Annotated in this window: 22 protein-coding genes; all 22 read right to left on the reverse strand. The window is 59.2% G+C overall.

The window, feature by feature from the left end; all coding sequences use genetic code 11:
* Positions 1–7: 7 nt before the first annotated feature.
* Positions 8–979 (reverse strand): hypothetical protein, encoded by a 972-nt coding sequence (locus B9Z51_RS08665; RefSeq protein WP_108373712.1) that lies wholly within the window; start codon positions 977–979, stop codon positions 8–10.
* A complete protein-coding gene (locus tag B9Z51_RS08670; RefSeq protein ID WP_108373713.1) occupies positions 976–1,671 on the reverse strand; it encodes a hypothetical protein in 696 nt (231 codons plus the stop codon). Before B9Z51_RS08670 ends, B9Z51_RS08665 begins: the two co-directional genes overlap by 4 nt.
* 1 nt (position 1,672) lies before the next feature.
* The gene (locus B9Z51_RS08675; RefSeq protein ID WP_108373714.1) at positions 1,673–1,972 is read right to left on the reverse strand and encodes a hypothetical protein; all 300 of its coding nucleotides are present in this window, start codon (positions 1,970–1,972) and stop codon (positions 1,673–1,675) included.
* 10 nt (positions 1,973–1,982) lie between these two features.
* Complete coding sequence (locus B9Z51_RS08680; RefSeq protein WP_108373715.1) at positions 1,983–3,206, reverse strand: hypothetical protein; 1,224 nt, start codon at positions 3,204–3,206, stop codon at positions 1,983–1,985.
* Between the two features lie 19 nt (positions 3,207–3,225).
* On the reverse strand, positions 3,226–3,636 hold the full coding sequence (locus B9Z51_RS08685) for a hypothetical protein (RefSeq protein ID WP_108373716.1): 411 nt from the start codon (positions 3,634–3,636) through the stop codon (positions 3,226–3,228).
* Between the two features lie 12 nt (positions 3,637–3,648).
* Positions 3,649–4,344, reverse strand: coding sequence for a DUF6682 family protein (locus B9Z51_RS08690; RefSeq protein ID WP_108373717.1), 696 nt, complete (start codon positions 4,342–4,344; stop codon positions 3,649–3,651).
* A 1-nt stretch (position 4,345) separates the two neighbouring features.
* Complete coding sequence (locus tag B9Z51_RS08695; protein ID WP_108373718.1) at positions 4,346–4,966, reverse strand: hypothetical protein; 621 nt, start codon at positions 4,964–4,966, stop codon at positions 4,346–4,348.
* Positions 4,967–4,969: 3 nt separating this feature from the next.
* A complete protein-coding gene (locus B9Z51_RS08700; RefSeq protein WP_146187729.1) occupies positions 4,970–5,332 on the reverse strand; it encodes a hypothetical protein in 363 nt (120 codons plus the stop codon).
* Between the two features lie 83 nt (positions 5,333–5,415).
* Positions 5,416–5,880, reverse strand: a complete 465-nt coding sequence (locus tag B9Z51_RS08705) for a hypothetical protein (RefSeq protein WP_108373720.1) — start codon at positions 5,878–5,880, stop codon at positions 5,416–5,418.
* Positions 5,881–5,915: 35 nt separating this feature from the next.
* The gene (locus B9Z51_RS08710) at positions 5,916–7,034 is read right to left on the reverse strand and encodes a N4-gp56 family major capsid protein (RefSeq protein ID WP_108373721.1); all 1,119 of its coding nucleotides are present in this window, start codon (positions 7,032–7,034) and stop codon (positions 5,916–5,918) included.
* A gap of 64 nt (positions 7,035–7,098) precedes the next feature.
* Complete coding sequence (locus tag B9Z51_RS08715) at positions 7,099–7,305, reverse strand: carbon storage regulator (RefSeq protein ID WP_108373722.1); 207 nt, start codon at positions 7,303–7,305, stop codon at positions 7,099–7,101.
* A complete protein-coding gene (locus B9Z51_RS18530; protein ID WP_199227487.1) occupies positions 7,305–8,261 on the reverse strand; it encodes a hypothetical protein in 957 nt (318 codons plus the stop codon). Before B9Z51_RS18530 ends, B9Z51_RS08715 begins: the two co-directional genes overlap by 1 nt.
* Positions 8,262–8,286: 25 nt before the next feature.
* Positions 8,287–8,487 carry a hypothetical protein gene (locus B9Z51_RS08725; protein WP_108373723.1) on the reverse strand — a complete coding sequence of 67 codons (201 nt, stop codon included), beginning with the start codon at positions 8,485–8,487 and terminating at the stop codon, positions 8,287–8,289.
* A gap of 57 nt (positions 8,488–8,544) precedes the next feature.
* Positions 8,545–8,802 (reverse strand): hypothetical protein, encoded by a 258-nt coding sequence (locus tag B9Z51_RS08730; RefSeq protein WP_108373724.1) that lies wholly within the window; start codon positions 8,800–8,802, stop codon positions 8,545–8,547.
* A gap of 44 nt (positions 8,803–8,846) precedes the next feature.
* A complete protein-coding gene (locus B9Z51_RS08735; RefSeq protein ID WP_108373725.1) occupies positions 8,847–10,652 on the reverse strand; it encodes an autotransporter-associated beta strand repeat-containing protein in 1,806 nt (601 codons plus the stop codon).
* A gap of 3 nt (positions 10,653–10,655) precedes the next feature.
* Positions 10,656–12,233 (reverse strand): hypothetical protein, encoded by a 1,578-nt coding sequence (locus tag B9Z51_RS08740; RefSeq protein ID WP_108373726.1) that lies wholly within the window; start codon positions 12,231–12,233, stop codon positions 10,656–10,658.
* 3 nt (positions 12,234–12,236) lie between these two features.
* Entirely contained in the window at positions 12,237–12,560 is a 324-nt protein-coding gene (locus tag B9Z51_RS08745) for a hypothetical protein (protein WP_108373727.1), read from the reverse strand.
* 16 nt (positions 12,561–12,576) lie between these two features.
* Positions 12,577–12,960, reverse strand: a complete 384-nt coding sequence (locus B9Z51_RS08750; protein ID WP_146187730.1) for a hypothetical protein — start codon at positions 12,958–12,960, stop codon at positions 12,577–12,579.
* Between the two features lie 15 nt (positions 12,961–12,975).
* Positions 12,976–13,500, reverse strand: coding sequence for a glycoside hydrolase family 108 protein (locus B9Z51_RS08755; protein ID WP_108373729.1), 525 nt, complete (start codon positions 13,498–13,500; stop codon positions 12,976–12,978).
* Positions 13,497–14,003 (reverse strand): hypothetical protein, encoded by a 507-nt coding sequence (locus B9Z51_RS08760; protein WP_108373730.1) that lies wholly within the window; start codon positions 14,001–14,003, stop codon positions 13,497–13,499. Before B9Z51_RS08760 ends, B9Z51_RS08755 begins: the two co-directional genes overlap by 4 nt.
* Entirely contained in the window at positions 14,003–16,369 is a 2,367-nt protein-coding gene (locus B9Z51_RS08765) for a hypothetical protein (protein WP_108373731.1), read from the reverse strand. The genes B9Z51_RS08760 and B9Z51_RS08765 overlap by 1 nt, the downstream gene beginning before the upstream one ends.
* 1 nt (position 16,370) lies before the next feature.
* The gene (locus tag B9Z51_RS08770) at positions 16,371–16,787 is read right to left on the reverse strand and encodes a hypothetical protein (RefSeq protein ID WP_199227488.1); all 417 of its coding nucleotides are present in this window, start codon (positions 16,785–16,787) and stop codon (positions 16,371–16,373) included.
* Positions 16,788–16,805 lie beyond the last annotated feature (18 nt).

The raw sequence follows: 16,805 nt of genomic DNA on the forward strand, positions 1-16,805 counted from the left end.
GGGCCTTTTAGGGGGATGTGTAGATGAAGGTGCCAGACCCAGCAGCGAGTTTCATGCCATCACTGGAACCAGCGATTGATAGCCACTCTCGGCTTCCCGCTGAAGTCTGCTGAGTCCACGTTGCACCACCATCAGTCGAGGTGTAGGTGTAGCCGTTGTGGGCACAAGCGGCCAGCTTGCTACCGTCGCTTGAGCTGGTGATAGCAGTCCAAAAACGAGAGCCTGCCGAAGTTCGCTCAGTCCACGTTGCACCACCATCAGTCGAGGTGTAGGTGTAGCCGTTGTGGGCACAAGCGGCCAGCTTGCTACCGTCGCTTGAGCTTGTGATAGCCATCCAACTACGAGAGCCTGCCGAAGTTCGCTCAGTCCACGTTGCACCACCATCAGTCGAGGTGTAGATGTAGCCGCCGTAAACACAAGCAGCCAACTTGGTGCCATCGCTTGAGCTGGCAATTGATCGCCAACTACGACTTCCCGCTGCAGTCCTCTCATTCCAAGTCACGCCGCCGTCCAGCGACGTATAGATGTAGCCGGTATAACCTGAAAGAGAGTAGCCGTTGTCGGCACAAGCGGCCAGCTTGCTACCGTCGCTTGAGCTGGTGATAGCAATCCAAGTACGAGAGCCTACCGAAGTTCGCTCAGTCCACGTTGCTCCACCATTAGTCGAGGTGTAGATGTAGCCGGTCAAACCTGTGTAAAGGCCTCCGTTGTTGACACAAGCGGCCAGCTTGCTACCGTCGCTTGAGCTTGTGATAGCCTTCCAAGTACGAGAGCCTGCCGAAGTTCGCTCAGTCCACGTTGCACCACCATCAGTCGAGGTGTAGATGTAGCCGCTGGAAACACAAGCAGCCAACTTGGTGCCATCGCTTGAGCTTGTGATAGCCATCCAACTACTAGAGCCTGCCGAAGTTCGCTCAGTCCAAGTCGAGCCTGAACCAGATGGCCCACTCGCAAACATCAAAAAATTCAGCAAATTCATCGCACGACCTTTCCATAAATGGTCGTCCCGCCATCGCGTGACCAAAGCAGTACCCAATCCGTGCCGGCCGTTTGCAGCGTCACGCCGCTTGATGCAAATGTGGTGGTGGTGATCCCGTCTGACTTCACCCAATTGATCGTTGGCCAAGTAATGGTTGCCGCCCCCAAATTCACCCCCTCAATCAGCAGCTGTCCCAAGTTGCCAGATGCGGGCCAATTCGACACCGACAAACTCACTGATCCAGACGGAAACCAGCGTTGACACGAACCGTTGATGTAATCCAATGCATTGGTTGTGCCACTATTGAAAAAGCTCAGGCCGCAATCCTTGAACATGGCCATGGTCAGCACCCCATCATTGAGGCTCCCGCCCGTGTTCTGCAAAAACCCTGCCAAGGTTTCAGCCGTCAGCCGGTGCTCAAGGGTCGATCCAGCGGGCCAAGCTGCGGCCGTGGTGCCCTCTTGTGCGCGAACCACCGTCAGCGAGTCACCAGACCGCGCCGTGACCTTCACAATCTCCCAGCTCGTTTCAGTGACGCCTGATACCGTGGCCAAAGTCGCTATGAAGTAATCACTGCCCGATGGCGTCGGAAACTTGGCTCCCTGCCCGGTGGCCAATGCAATGGTGGTGCTGGCTGATGTGATGGCCGAACTGGTGGTCGCGACGGCATTGTTTGAAAAAATGCGCGGCATCTCAATACTCCTTGACCTTGACCTTGATTTCGGCCTGCTTGGTGCGCCCACCCACGGTGGTCACCGTCACCGTCACCTTGTAAGACTGCCCATCGGTGCCGCCACTCAGCCACACCGTGGCCACGCCCTGCACCAGGGTGTAGCGGTCCACCGTGATGCCTGCCTCAGCCACCACACGCATGTTTGTCGGCGTGGCGGGGCCGGGCGCCGTGTCCTCCAGGCCTGCCAGCCATTCGTTGTAGTCAATGTTGTAGTCCTGCACGTCGGCGGGTTGCTTTTCAAACTTGGCCAAGATGGTCATATTGCTTACCTCATGCGGGCACGGCCGCGCTGTTGTCGATTTCTGTGATGACGGCATCGGCCAGGTTCTCGGGCACGATGGCGTCTATGGTTTCTTCTGGCTCCACCGGGTCGGGCAGCTCGGGCGGCACAATCACGCCATTGGCATAGGTGCCCACCCATGCCGTGTAAACCTCAGCAGGCACATAGCACGTCGTGACCTCGGGTGTGGGCATGTAGGGCACCGCCGTGCTCAGCCCGGTCTGCGCTTGCGATGACCGCATCGCCGCCGATATGGCCAACACGGTTTGCACAAGCGCTGTCTGCGCCTGGGCCGTCCACACCGCATAAGACAGGTGCACTTGCACTGCGGCAGACTGGCACTGCTCAGAGGCCACCTTGACCAGCGGAATCACCGCAAGGCCTGACTGTGATGTGCTGCCGCTGGCGTCCAGGCTGATTGATCCCTGCAAATGGGTGGTGTTGCCCTGGGCCTGGCCCGATGCCATCCACAAACTGAGGCCAATCACCACATCAATGCTTGCAGATTGCGCCTGCTGACCAATTGCAGCAGCCAGCATTTTGGTCGCCAGCTCAGCTTTGCAGTGCTGCGCCTGCTCTGAGGTGGCGGCCAGGGCCATCAGCTGTTCAGTCAGTATGGTGGTGCTTTGAGATTGGGCACCGCTGCAATGCAGAGACCATGTAAATTCGCTATCAAGACTTGCCGACTGAGCCTGCTGTCCGGTGGCATCCAACGCAATCCACGGCGTCATGACCACATCGGTTTCTTGCTCTTGTGCCGACTTGATCGAAAAAAAGAGATCATCGGTGGTCATCATGGCAGACGACTGCACCTGTTCACTCACGGCATCCAGGGGCCAAACAATTTCAAGATGGACTTCTGCTGTTTGGACTTGCGCGCTGGATAAATCTATACCCTGCTCAACCGATATCACCGCCTCTGAGCTTTGCACCGTGCTGCTCACCGCTGCGTAAAACGGCACGGTGCTCAGTTCTGCCGCCGAAGATTGCGCCTGTGAAGACGCATTCGTCAAAAATACAGGTTCACCCGGGATGCTTTGGCTCAGGTTTGCAACTGCGCCCTGCACCTGGCTGCTGGCGCCAGACAAGGGCAGATCAGCACGCTGCAGCAGAATCACAGCCGACCCATTGACCTGGGACGACGTGATGACACAGCCCCGCTTGGCGGAGCCGTTGATGGCGGCGCGGTTAAGCGCTGACCCGTTGATCAGCATTCAGCGTGCCGCCCGGGGATCAGAAGCCAGTGGTCGCGTTGCGCACGTCGTGCGTGAAGCTTGCCACGCTGATGCTGGTGCCCGCCGTGAAGGCGCCAATCGTGATGTTGGCGCCAGACGATCCGCACGACAAATCCATCACCACGGTGATGCCGTCACTGCGGAAAACTCGGGCAAACGTGGGCGTGATGCTGGCCACAGCCGTGCCCGGCGTGACGGCATTGGCCACCAGGGTGCCCGAAACGGCATTTTGGAATGCCGTTGCACCAAATGTCAGGGTCGCGCCCAGCGTGTTGCCAGACAAAGCCGTGTCAGCGCTGGCGGGCATGGTGCCGTCGTACAGCTTGATGAAGCCGCTGTTGCACAGCGCGGCCAGGGCATTGGCCTGGGCATTCACGGTAGCGTCAGCAATTTGGGTATTCAGTGCCATGGGGTTCTCCTATCAGCGTTTTCCAGAGGTGGTAACAGTTGAGTTTTGGGCGCCACGGTCAGTGGGCGAGTTCTGCAAGCCAGACGACAGCTCAATGCCCAAAGCGTTGGCCATCTCGGCTTTGTGGCCAGCGGCCAGCGTGGGGTTGTTGGCGTACTCGGCATCCTTGGAAAAGGCCCGCGCCATCATGTAGTGCTGCAAAGCGTTTGTGGCCATGTCTGGCACCCACAAATCACCCGCTACATCAGCCAGCAAGTTGCTGCCGGGCACGGCAATGTCCATGGGCTTGGCTTCAAACTCCCCCACCACATTCACGCCCAGTTTTACGGGCGGAAAGACCTCAAACACATCGTTGTTCGTGGTGTCGTAGCTGTAATGGATGACTTCGCCCACGGGTGTGCGATTGCGCCAGGTCGGCTCAAAAGAGTCCATCAACTCCATGTTGATGGTGCGGATGGCCCGCTTGGCGCCATCGGCGTTGTGAATCAGGCGCATCAAGCGCACCGTGTCAGCAGGTATCGGCTGCAGTGGGCCTTGCACCAGAGCCACGGTCTTGACCTTTGCCGACATGTCCGGGCGCACGGCCACAATCTCGCGCTGCCCGGCATTGAGGTAGTCCACCAGATCAACCAAGGTCCAGCGCACCAAGTCAGCATCCTTGAGGTCACGGGCCACCGATGAAATGACCGTTTTTGCTTTGATGGCCATGTCAGCACCAATTCACTTTGTTGCGGGGCACGTTCTTGGTCATGCCACGAAACGTGTCCAGCGATGCCTTATTGATCCCCTGCTCGAAATCGGCTTTTTCAATCGCCGCATCGTTGGGCTTGTGGAAAGTCGTGTCGGGCAGCCTCATCAAAGAGGCCTTGGCCCCGGCTGCAATGCACTCCAGGTAGCGCTGGTAAATCAGGTCTGGAATGCTGGTGGCCGTCACGCTGGGCATGAGCACGGCCTGAATCTGCACCTTACTGCCGCCAGCCGTGCCCGGGGGCATGATGAAGCTCAGCATGTCGGACGACACCAGGCCCTTGCGGCCATCGTCGTTCAGGCTCGGGTCGTTCTTCTTGACCCGGTGCGAGACGGTCGGGTAATCGCGCCCGTCCAGCGTCGTCTTGTAGAGCTGAAACAACTCACTGCCCGTGGGCAGCTCGATGTCGTACTCAGCGTAATCCACCCCGGTCGTGGTCACGGGGTCCAGCCACACCAGCCAGACCTGGGCACGCCTGCACAGCGTGCGTGCAGCGCGCACCAGGTGCGCCGTCACCATGGGCTCAGGGGCACCCGGAACGCTCACCAGGACATCCGTGAAAAATGCGCTCCAGGCGGTCATGGCTTACTTGGCCTTTTTGGGCTTGCCGTTGGCCGCTGCGGATGGCAGGGGCTTCAATGGGGAATCGGCTTCAACGGGCATACCGCCGTTGACGATTTCGTCATCATCGCCATCGCCGTCACCTTCGGACTGCTGATCGCCGCCTTGGCTATCCTGGCGCGTCAGGCTCAGTGCTGCGTCATAGTCACCAGCATCAGCCGGGTAGAAGTTGCCGCCAGTCAGCAAGGCACTGGCAGTGCCTTCATGGTCCACATCACAAACCAGCTCGCCATCGGCGTCACGCTCAAACACGTAATCCTTGCCATCGTCGCCGTGGACGATCACGGTACCGTCAACGCGGGGCTGAATCAAAGTTGCGAGTTTCATCAAAAGCTCCAAAAAATAAGGGGGGATGGTCAATCCCCCCAAAAAAGGCCAGATCACACCCGGCCCAATGCAGGGGAGTCCCCTTAGACCTGGCGATAAAGCAAGGTCAAACCCACGGTCTGAGACACGGCAGAGCTGGGGGGTGTCGTCACTTTCATGCCGATGAATCGGTCATTACTCGAGGGCGCCACGTCGTTCAACATGGCGCGGCTCAGCAGATGCTGGGCGGTCAAGCTGGTAGTGGCTGCGACAGACGCCGCCCACGGTGCGCCGCCGTCAGCGGGCAGTGCAGAAAATGCGCTGTCAGTTGCTTTGGTCAACACGCCAAACTGCGCCACCAAGCCCGCGCCATTGGCAGCGTCCGTGTCCAGAATCAGGCCAATGGGCACAGCCGTGGCAGGCAGCACGCCAATCGCACCAATCGAGCCAGCGGCCAAGTCAGCAGCCTTCATGTCCAAGGTGAAACGCATCACCTGAACACCCGGCTCGTTGGTGGTGACCGCGTTTTTGCGGCCCACCACGTAATCATTTGTCGCAATGAAAGTCATGCTTCATGCTCCTAAGTAGTTGTTGCTGGGGCAGATCAGCGCGAAGCTGCTGCGGTGTCCATGGAGAACAGGCCGAAGTCCTGAGCGCCCTGGGTGTCGGTGCTGAACGTGACCTTCTTGATGCCAAAAATGGCAGAAGTGCTGATCACCACCTTGTCGCCGTTGTCACGGGTTTCTTCGTGCCAGTCGTAGCGCAAGTTCGTGCCGGGTGAGCCGAACGCCATCACGCCAGCTTGCGAGCCCAAGAACAATGCGCGAGCGCTTTCCACGTTGCCGCCAGCACCAGCGGTGTTGTCGCGGATCACGTTGCGGTGGCTGTGCATGATCACGCCGCGATACATGCCCAGCGAACCCTTGAACAGCGGCGAGTTGCGGCCTTCGGCAGCGGCTGCTGCTTTCTGGATGTCCACCCACTGGCCAGCGGTCGTGTTCGAGCGCAAGTCGTCTTCCTGGAACGTGTGCATCACACACACGAAAGTCTCGTTGCCGTCGATCTTGCAAGGCTGCAAAACGGGGATGCCGGTCGCGCCACCACCCTGAGAGTCAGCCTTAGTCTTGGCACGGTCAATCATGCGCAAGTCGAACTTGTCAGCCGTGGTCAGGTTGTTGAAAGCAGTCGCGGTGTTGCCGTACAGCGTGTGGTTGCTGTCAGGGGCCACCAGTGCGTTGCCCGCACGGCCTTGGTAGCCCAGCGGCAGCAAGAAGTTGGCATTGATGCCGCGCTTGCCCGACAGGTAGATGAACGTCAGCTCGTCCATCAAGCGAGCCCACCAGCCCGATTGCTGGCGCTTGGCCTTTTCGCGCAAGTCGTGCAGCGTGCGCTTGCGCGTCATGCGGCCACCCGTGTTCACACCAGCGCGAGCCTGATCAATGTAGATCTGGTCGGTGTAGAACTTCTGGCCTTCTTCCTTGCCTTCCAGGATGTCCTCGCCCTCGACAGGGGCCATCTTCAACTCAGCGAGCAAGTCGTAGCTGATCTGTTCACCGGCGTCCGATTCCAGGTCCGTGAGAATCTGAATCGGCACTTCGGCCTCGGCACCACGCGCCATGAAGCGCTGGTTCCAGTAGGATTTTTGGGATGTGTCATAGGCGAGCAGGCCTGCCCACTTCTTGACTGCCTTAGGGTCGTTAACCCCCACAATAGTACGCGCCATTTAAGGAACTCCTTGAGTTAAAAATCAAAGAGGGCACTTCCTGCGCACTCGTCATAGCTGGGAATCAGCTAGGTTGCAAATCTGCCATGCTAGGCACGGCATCCTCATGCTTTGCGCTCACTTTTTTAATCTGCACCTCGCGGGGCGCTGTCACGCGCAAACGCGCCAGCTGCCCCGACTTGTGCACCAGCTCTACGGTCACGATACCGCCGTGAATCTCCAGGCTATCGCCCGGGCGCACTTCAATGATCAAGCTGGAATTTTTTAACATTACGACTTCAAAAAGCGTTCACGCTGGGCAGGCGTCATGGCCGCAATCGCGGCCTCATACGCTTCGCCTGACAGGTTCTCGATGCTGGCAAACTCGCCGCCTATGTCGCCCGGCCCGTCACCGCCGGGCACATGGGCCAGCGTGGCCGGTGCCGTGGCCGTGTTCTGTGTGCGCTTGGCCGTGGCATCCGCCACCGTGGTCTGGGTTGCACTGGCTGGCGCTGGCCGGGCAATGCCGTGCAGCGCCATCACGCGCTTATGGGCCTCCTGAATGAACCAGTCCATGGACTTGTCGTTGTTCGTTGGGTTTTGGGCCAGCAACTTCACGAAGTTGTCCAGGTCGCCACTTTTGGCATCATCGGTGCGGTAGTCAATGCCGTCAGTTTTGGCAAAGGCGTCGATGTTGCGGTTCACCGTGCTCACCCATGCGGCCTGGGCCTGCTGGGCGGTCATTTCCTGGCTGATTTCGGCCTTGATCTTGAGCGAATTCAAGGCCTCCCGATCATGGCTCAGGGCGGCAATGTCATTGGTGAACTGCTCCAGCTCAATCTCGCCAGCGGAAAACTGGCGTTTAAGCTCAACCTCGCGCTCAGACAGGGCCGTGACTTGCGCAGTGAAGTCGGCAGGCAAGTCGGCCTTGTACACCGTAGTGTCCTGGGCCGGTGCCTGGGCAGGGGCTGGCTCTGCTGCTGGGGGTGTGGCCGGGGCGGGTGCTGCGGCTGCGGGCTCTGCGGCTGGCACGGCCGCCGGTGCTGCCGGTGCTGCAGGAGCCTGGGCGGGTGCCGGTGCTGGATCAGCGTCATCGTCATCATCTGTGACGACCACGCCATTTGCCGCATCGGCCAAGCGTTGCAGCTCGGCCAGTTGGGCGGGGGTCATGTCGTCCGCTTCGGTGATCGCGGCTTGCTCTTCGGGGGTCAGGGTTGCCAATTCCTCGGCGGTCAGTGTTGCACTCATGCGCAGTCCTCAGGTGATGGAGTGATTAATCGTCCGCGCCCTCAGTGGCAATACCGGCCATGGTCATCATCTTTTCCTTGGCCAGCTTCTGCACGGCGGCAAGACGCTTGGGGTCTTTCTCGATTTCCTCGGCGTCCAGCATCGTGCGCAAATCACTCTCCACGCGCCAACGGTCCTCTTCCGCCTTGGGCGATGAAAGAACATTGGCGCGGCTGGATTTACTCATGATGTGGGCTCCGGAAGGCTCTCAAAAAAGAACCCTTAGCGTGCCATGCTTGGCACGTCAAACCAGCTCAAGGCCCAAGCGACTGCAGACGATTTTGTAGGCCCCATTGGCTGATGCATCCCATGTGCCATAGTTGCTGGCGTCCAGACTGACCTCGCCTTCACCCACCGTTTCATCGGATTCAGTGAACAGCACATATTTGAATGTCACGCTGTCCACCAGGTTGTCGCTCACGCTGCGCAAGCTGATCTTGGTGATGTGCGTCAAACCACCATTGGAAAACACGGCCAGCGGCTGGGTTGCTTTGATATTCATGGCGTAATCCTTTTGAGTGAGTTGAGATGAAGACAATGGGGATATCACGTCAAAGTGACCGCCAGATTCCACGCGCCAGCCGATCCGGTCACGGCGTATGTGGCACCCGTGCGGCCGATGTTGGAAAGGCCACTGCTGGTGATGGCGCCCAGCGTGGGCGCTGCAGTGCTGGTGATCTTGAGCAAGTTGTAAACGCCTGCAGCGACCGTGAATCCGCTTGCATAAGCCACGGTGAATCCGCTGGCGTTGACGAGTGACGTGGCCGTGATCAGCGACACAGATGTGGTGCTCAGTGGGCGAACCCGCAAGATGCTGCCCGCCGCACTGAACGTCAGCGCCTTGACGCTGCCGGTGATCGCCGCGCCGCCGCCAACTGCCGCGCCAGCGGCGACGGTGAGCGCCGTACTGGTGCCGGTGATGGCGATATCGCCAGCCGTTGCATTGATTGTGGTGACGGCCGAAGAATTGCCAGTCAGGTTGAATGTGCCGCCGGTTGCCGGTGTCAGCGTGAGCGTGAACGCGCCTGTGATGGCCCCGGAAATGGTCACGCTCGATGCCGCCTGCTGTCCGAGGGTCGTATCGCCAGCAAGCGCGATTGCGCCGGACAGATTGCCGGTGTCCAGACGTATCGCCCCCCAAGGATCACCACCTGAACCACTGAGGGTCAACGGGTTTGCAAATGTGCCGCCATACAAATAGATGTTTGAGCCTGAATTGACCGTTACCGAGTTCGCGCCGTTGCCAAACGACGCATTCAGGGACAGCCGAGCGCCATTGAGCACAAGCGGGCCGCTGAAGCCGCCAGCGCCAGACAAGGCCGCAAATGACCCGTTGTCGCTACCCGGACCGTTTAAAGTGAGTGTGCCTGCGCCTGTGATGGTGCTGGTGACAGTCAGTCCTGTCTGAGCCGTGTTGTATTGCCACAGAGCCAGCGTTGCGCCAGCGGCTATCGTGATTGCGCCTGAGCCCAAAGTGGCTGGTGTTGTAGCGTTGCCAAATTGCAGCATCCCCGCATTGATGGCCGTAGTGCCTTTGTAGCTGTTCGCGCCCAAGAGTATCTGGGTCCCAGTGCCGACTTTGGTCAGTGATGACCCCGTGGTCACGCCGGGCAAGGGACTGATTGACCCTGTAAAAGTTGCCGTACCTGCACTGTTGTATGCGCCTGCTGCGGTGTTATTGACCCCAATGGTTGCGCCGCCTGTATTTGTGTAGCCAAGCTGAAAAGCGCCTGCGCCTGTCAAGGCATCGACGGTGACATTGGCCTCATACCCTGCCGCCACAGCACCAGACAAAATGTTGAGGCTGGATTTATTGTTGGTGAAGTTTGCAAGGTACGAGGTTGACGCTACCCAAGTGCCCGCCTGAATGTCTAGCAAGCCGCCCGACATTCCGTAGGTAAAACCAAAACCGTTTGCAGGGCTCCAAATGTTTGATCCTGTTTTTACAACAGTCCCTGCGCCAAAAACTCCGCTTGCGGCCCCGCTGCCCATTGTTGCACCCAATGGCGCGATCGTAAGTCGTGCACCTGCGGGGACGGTAAAACCAGACGATGAGGCGTTGTAGTTGAGCGTCAGGTTGAACCCGGCGTTGATGGTCGTGGCCCCCGTGTAGGTTGCAGAGGCTGTAAGCATGACGTTAGCGTTTACCGCCAGCTGGCCAGCGCCTGAAACCACACCGGACAGGGTGTACACAGTTGTAGACCCCAAAGGCTTGACGCTCAGCGTGTTCGCCCCAGCAGAAAGAACCACGGCAGGCGTGAATGTGGCAGCCCTGCTCAGCAACCAGCCATTCAAGAATAACCCCGTCAACGATGGAAACAGGCAGCGGCGAGCACCCAGCAAGCGGCCCATGGCTCAGTCCTTCAGAACGGAAACTGTCACGATCACATCAGAGGTTGTCGTGAATGTGGGCGTGCCGGTCGTAACCAGGACGCCAAACAAGCTGGTGCCCGCAAGCACAAGCGACTTGCCGATGTTATCGGCCACATACAGGGTGGTGTTTGCGCCCAAACCACTGTCAGCGCCCGACAGCGTAACCACATCCAGCAGCTTAGCTGCATCGAGAGTGCCAATGGCTGGGGCTGTTTTGTCGGTGAATGTGGTGGCTGGCGCAGCGCTTAAAAGGTACAGCTTGAACGATGCGGTCTGCGTGGACTTGATCGCCAGCGTGACGCTCTCCAGAACGCCGCTCAGGACGGTTCCCTGAACAGCATTTGCAAAGGTCAGCAGACCGCCCACAATGTTGCCCGCTGCATATGCGCTAGCAGATGTGACCGTGGGCACGACCTGAACCTGACTTGTTCCGCCCACATGCACAGCGTTACTTGCGCCATGGACCTGGTTGCCAATCGACACCGGCTGATTGCCGAACGTATCTACCGGAGCCATGGTGCCGAATGTAGTGTCCAGTTGCAGCGTGGTAGTTGTGGCCGAGCCGTTGTTCTTCAACGTCACGTTGAAATAGTTGCCCGCCACCGGCAAGCACATGTCAAATCCCGCACCCGCCGCAATGATCCATGAGGACGTTCCCGACTTCTTGAGGCCAGCGGCATCAATGTACTGATTGACAGTCAGGGTCATAAGCTGATCCGCCACCAGATTGACCTGGATGGCGGGCTGGCTGAAACAAGTTTCAATCACACCCGTGAACGTGGCCGCTGCCGCCAGTTGTGTCGCCGTGCTGTTGTTTGCACTGCTCAAAAAGACGGCCGGGCCGCTCGACACCACCAGGCCAATGGCGCCCGCGCCGCCATCCAGCAAACTGGCATTGTTGGAGCCGTCCGTGATCTTGGTGCGCTGGGTGCCGTCCGTCGCTGCCGCCATAGTGATGGCAGATGCGGTCTGGCTCAGCGGTGTTAGGTTGCCGGTTGCCGGGGCGCTGGACAGCGTGGTCTTTTGCGTCACGTTGCGCCAGGTAGTGGCAATCCAGGCAGGGGCTGCAGAGCTGGACGTGCTGAATGCGTCAATCTGCTGGAGCAAGTCGTTCACGGCATAGCCGGTTGCCGCCGCCGTTGCCTTATAAGTCGTAACCAAAAACTCGACATCTGGCGTGGCGTTGCTGATCAACACCGGCACAGGGCTGGCGCGAAGCTGCGCATTGGTCAGTGGGTTGCTGGCCTGCTGGGAGATGTTCGCGCCAAGCGGCACGGATGCAAGCGGGGTGTCCTTGGTGACGTTGGTCCAAATGGTGGATTGGATTTCACCCGAAGAAATGTTCAGGATCGTGGTTTCAGACAGCGTATCGTTGACATCTGCACCGGGAAATGCAGTCGTCACGCTGTAGAGCGTCACCACACTTGTCGTTGTCGCTGCGGTCGTGCCGCCCCCGCTTCCGCCGCCGTACACCACAGCCACGGCCTTGGCATAGGTCTTGTCGCCCATGTCGATGTAGCGTTGCATCAAGCCGTCTTCAACTCGTTTCACGTCTGTCATAAATCAATCCTTGGTCAGTTGGGCTTGCAGAGCGTTGCGTGGGATCGGCGCGGGTGAAGTTCTTCGAATATCTAGCCATGGTCGACCCGTAAACCGACTGGCCACCAATGCATAAATCAACATCACACTGAGCGCCACCCCGATATCAGTTTCATATGCAACATAGGCATCCTGGGCAATAGCGGCCAGCGTGGCCAGCGCCATCAATGCGGGGCTCAGCACGATCAAGCGCACCCAAAGCGGGTGTTCATCCGACAACTTGGCGGAGCAAAAAAAGCCAATCCCCGCAAGGATCAGCATGCAAAACATGTGGATGGTCTGGATCATTTTTGAAGTCCTTGATTCACTTATCAGAAATACCAGCTTTGCTCACAGCCTTATCGACCAGGGCATTGAATATTTTGGGCAAGCGGTTCGAGCTGAAGCCAATCAACATGGCAATGACACTGGGGGTGTACGGTCCGTCCATGCCGGGCATCCACGACACCAAAATGCTGCTCAGCGCCCACGACAGCACCAGCGACACAATCACGCCCAGCACAATGAAGCCGATGCTTTGAGGAATGGTCTTGCCTTTGATCGCGCTCAAAGCAATGAAGCACCCGGCCAGCGCAGAAATGACCACCATCATCACGTCGGCCGCGATGGGTCCAAAAGCACCAATGAGTAAGGCCATAAGGCCCACAGATGCGGCAGCGCCGCCGGTGGTAGAAATAGGTTCAGCCATGTCTTGTGTCCTTTTTTAGGCCATCATCGAAGTGGCCGTGCTATGCACAGCGGCCACGCGAGACAGCCAGCCGTTGATAAATTTGGATTGCGTTTCGTCTCGCGCGACGATGCCGTTGTAAAAGGCTTGTTTCTGTGCCGAAAAGCTGTCAATCAGTACGCGGGGTGTAAGGCCTTTGATCATCCCCAAAGTGACAGGGCCAATTGCCCCATCTGCCACTGCGCCAATTGCGCGTTGAACGAACTTTGACGCCTGCTTGACCCCTGCATTCACAGCAAAATCGAACACCACATAGTCAAAGCCTGCGGGCAAATCATCGCCTCGCACCCGGTCCCAATACATGGCTTTGTAGAAGGGCTTGACCAACTCGGGCGTGAGCGCCAACATTTCGCCATCTTGAACAGGACGCCCCAAATACGTAGCCCAAGCCGCTTTGGTCACCCCCAGATTTGTCTCACCGCCATGGTCGTCATGGTCATTCACATAGCCGCCTTCGTGTTTGAGGACCTTGGCAAACGCTTCGTCAAAGGTGTTTTTCATTTCGCCCCCAATGCACTGTGCAGCGCATCCGTTTTTTCTTTGGACCCAGAACTCGACCCGTAGTGATAAGCCAGCACCATGGTGGCAATGGCGTCCAGCAGGCCCAAAATGCGGCCCGCCACGATCTCAGGCACCGTTTTGGGGTAACCATGAAACAGCACCCACAGCTCGGCGCCAATGGCAATCACCAACAGCGCGCAAGACAGCGCAAAAACACGCCCTGCCGTTCCCCCTGCCACAGAGGCATCACGCGCACCCTGGCGGTCGGCCACTTCCAGCTTGGCAAAGTCAAGGCCCAGCTGGTCAGCCTGGGCCTGCAACTCAGCCTCGGCCTGCTTGACGGCGGCCAGCTGTTCAGCGCTCAGGGTGTTCCCGGCAATGGCCTGCTTGATATCTTTGGCGTCCATGCCCGTGGCTTTGCACAAACTGTCAATGGCCATGCCTGCCAATGGGCCACCCAGCGCGCAAGCAATGGTGGGTGCAAGTTGTTTCAACCAATCCATCACGATCCCCGTGGTTTAGATGCCCGCATTTCGCCATGCTTGCCACGGGCGTCCAACTCGTCGATGCGCGTCATCAGCTCTTCCAGGCGCTTGTCGCTGGCCGTTTGAATCTCGGCCACCCGGGCAGCGCTGTCGGCATTGATGCGGGCCACCTCCACGGCAGTGTCGGCCTCGCGGTTGATCTTGATCGTCTCGTTGGCCAACTTGGCCTGCAGCTGCTGAAGCTGGGCACTCAGGCGGTCAATCTCGTCAGCGGCTTGCTGGCGCACATTGGCCAGCGCCGAATCCATCTCAGCACCCTGCCCGCCCTGCATGCGGGCGCTGTCCGCCTCGGCTTGCAGTTTCGCGGCCCTGGCCTGGATTTCTTCGATCTTGGCCAGCTGCTCGTCCAGCGTGGCCTTGGCCGTGGCGCGCTGCAACTGCATCGCCTCGGACTGCATCGCGGCCTGCTCTTCGGCCTGGGCCTCCTCTTCGGGCGTCATGGGCTTGTTCTCGTCCCGCTCGCCCGTCATCTTGCGGATGGCGTTCGCGATTTCGTCCTTATTGGGCATGTCGCTGAATTCCATGGCAATGGTCATCAGGCGCAATGAAACCTCGGGCGGCAGGCGGGAGGCCAGCTGGTTCAGGCTGTCAAACATCACCTGGCGCAGCGTGCCCGCATAGTCCTGCTCAGACACAGAAAAGTCGCTGCAACTGGCGGTGATGTCGTTCAAGAACCGCACCGACCCATCGGGCTGCATCTCGGGCTGGTTGATCTTCACCCACTCCAGCGCGCCCTTGGCGCCGGTCAGGCGGATCACCTTTTCAGTCGTGTACCACTGCTCCACGAGGCTCAGGCGCTTCTCGCCCTGAATCTGCGTGGCATACCGTTTGTTGTCGAAGAACTCCGTGGTGACCACGCTGCCCTGCATCTGGCGGGCCTTGATCGCTTCTCCAGACACGGCATTGGTCTGGCGCCCCATGTTCTCCTGACTGACCCCAGCAGACTTCTGAATCGCCTGGCCGTCCATCGTCATCATCTGCAGCTGGCCGGTGGCGGCGTCCGTGTCGCGCCGAATCTCCACCGACTTGCCCGGCTTCTTGACGATCATGCCGTCTGGTCGGCTGGCCTCGTCGCGCAGCTCGTCCAGATCGTCAACCGCCCCTTCGTCGGCGATGATCTGATTGGTGTTCAGCAAGAACAGGGCCTTGCTGGCCCGCTTGTTCAAGTCCTGCTGAATGTCGCGCACCCGGCGAATCGCGCCATACGGCAGCCGGTCGCGGCCCCGGCGATAACCCCATGTGGGCGTCAGGCTGAATTTGTTGTGGCGGTAAATGCTCACGCCCAAAGACAGCATCTTGGACTCGGTGAACACCGCCACATGCGTGCGCATCATCACCCGGTCAATGAGCTGGGAGCCGTGCTGGGCCAGCACCTCGGCCATGGCCTTGTCGCCCTCGTTGTAGAAAGCGCCCTTGAGCGGGCCGTCTGCAACCACCTTGGCCTTGGCGGGCATCTTGAACTGGCACTCGATCAGCTTGATGCGGCGGCGGCGCGCCTGGGCCGTGGCCCCCGTGCCGTTGGCATAAATCGTGCCCTGGCGTCCGTTCATCATGTCGGTGGACATGTACCAGCTGTACTCGTCCTGGGTGTCCGTCATGTGGCGTGTCGACTCTTCGACACCCTCGGCCACGGCATCCAGCCGGGTCGGAAACATCATGCGGGCAATGTCTTCATCCACCCAGCGCCAGCGGAAAATGTAGCGGCCATCCTCGGTGTCCAGGTCGTAGCTCATGGAATCCCAGAGCACGTTGCGCCAGTCCTCGTACTTCGAGTAAATCGGGTCCTTGGTCGGGTCGTCACACACCCCATCGTCCACCCAACCAACGCCCACCTTCACGGCGTCGGCAAAAGCGCGTGAGCGTGAAAACTCGCTGTGCGTGATGTCGCTGGTGTACTTCAGCACCTTGGTCTTCACGTCCGCGATTTTTACCTCGTCCTCCCGGCGCGGCAGCACCTTCCAGTCCACACGGGCGCGGCGCTCAGTGCCGATCAGCCAATCACACATTGGGGCCACCTCGTTGTAAACCAGAGGCATTTGGCCGCGCTCGCGCAGGATGGCGGCATCCTCGGGGTCCCATTGCAGCGAGTCGTAAAAGTCGTTGTCGATGGCCATTTCCAGCCGGTTCGCGGCCTGGCGCTGCTTCTCCAGGTAGTACCACTCCAGCAACTGGCGGTGCACCTGGCGCGGCCCCTCGCCATCGAGCCAGTTGCCAGCGGCTGCGGCCTTGGGGTCCACCAGCGTGCGAATCTGCTCCGTCTGGCGCTGGAAATAGTCGTCGCCCGGGGCCTTGTGGTTGGACGTGAACTCGATGGGGTTGTTCATGTCAGCCATAAGACGCGCCCTCGTCTTCCAGGCGAATGTCCTGGGCCGCGATCAGCTGGCCATCGCCGCGCAGCTGCATGCTCCCAAAGCTGCCCTTGTGCAACTCAGGCGGCTGACTCGATGGCATGCGCATCAGCGTTTCCAGGCCGTCATGAATGATCGTGGCGATCTTGAACCAGGTGTCCGTGCTCTCGGTCATGCCCAGCACATCGCAGGCCTTGCGCGCTTGAGCGGCCAAGTAGTGCGGATCGTCGTATTTGTAGAGCGCTGATTCACACACGATGTACCAGGCCGCGCCCTTGCGGTGCGTGGGCAAAAGCACCATCGCCCGCTCGTCATTCACCCAAGTGTAGATTTGGGTGATTTCCCCGAAAACATGCGATTCGTGCGCTCGGCGCAGGTCAATTGAAACGGCCATTGGAACCCTCAGAATTAC

The organism is Limnohabitans sp. T6-5, from assembly GCF_003063315.1.
Taxonomy (GTDB): Bacteria; Pseudomonadota; Gammaproteobacteria; order Burkholderiales; family Burkholderiaceae_C; genus Limnohabitans_A.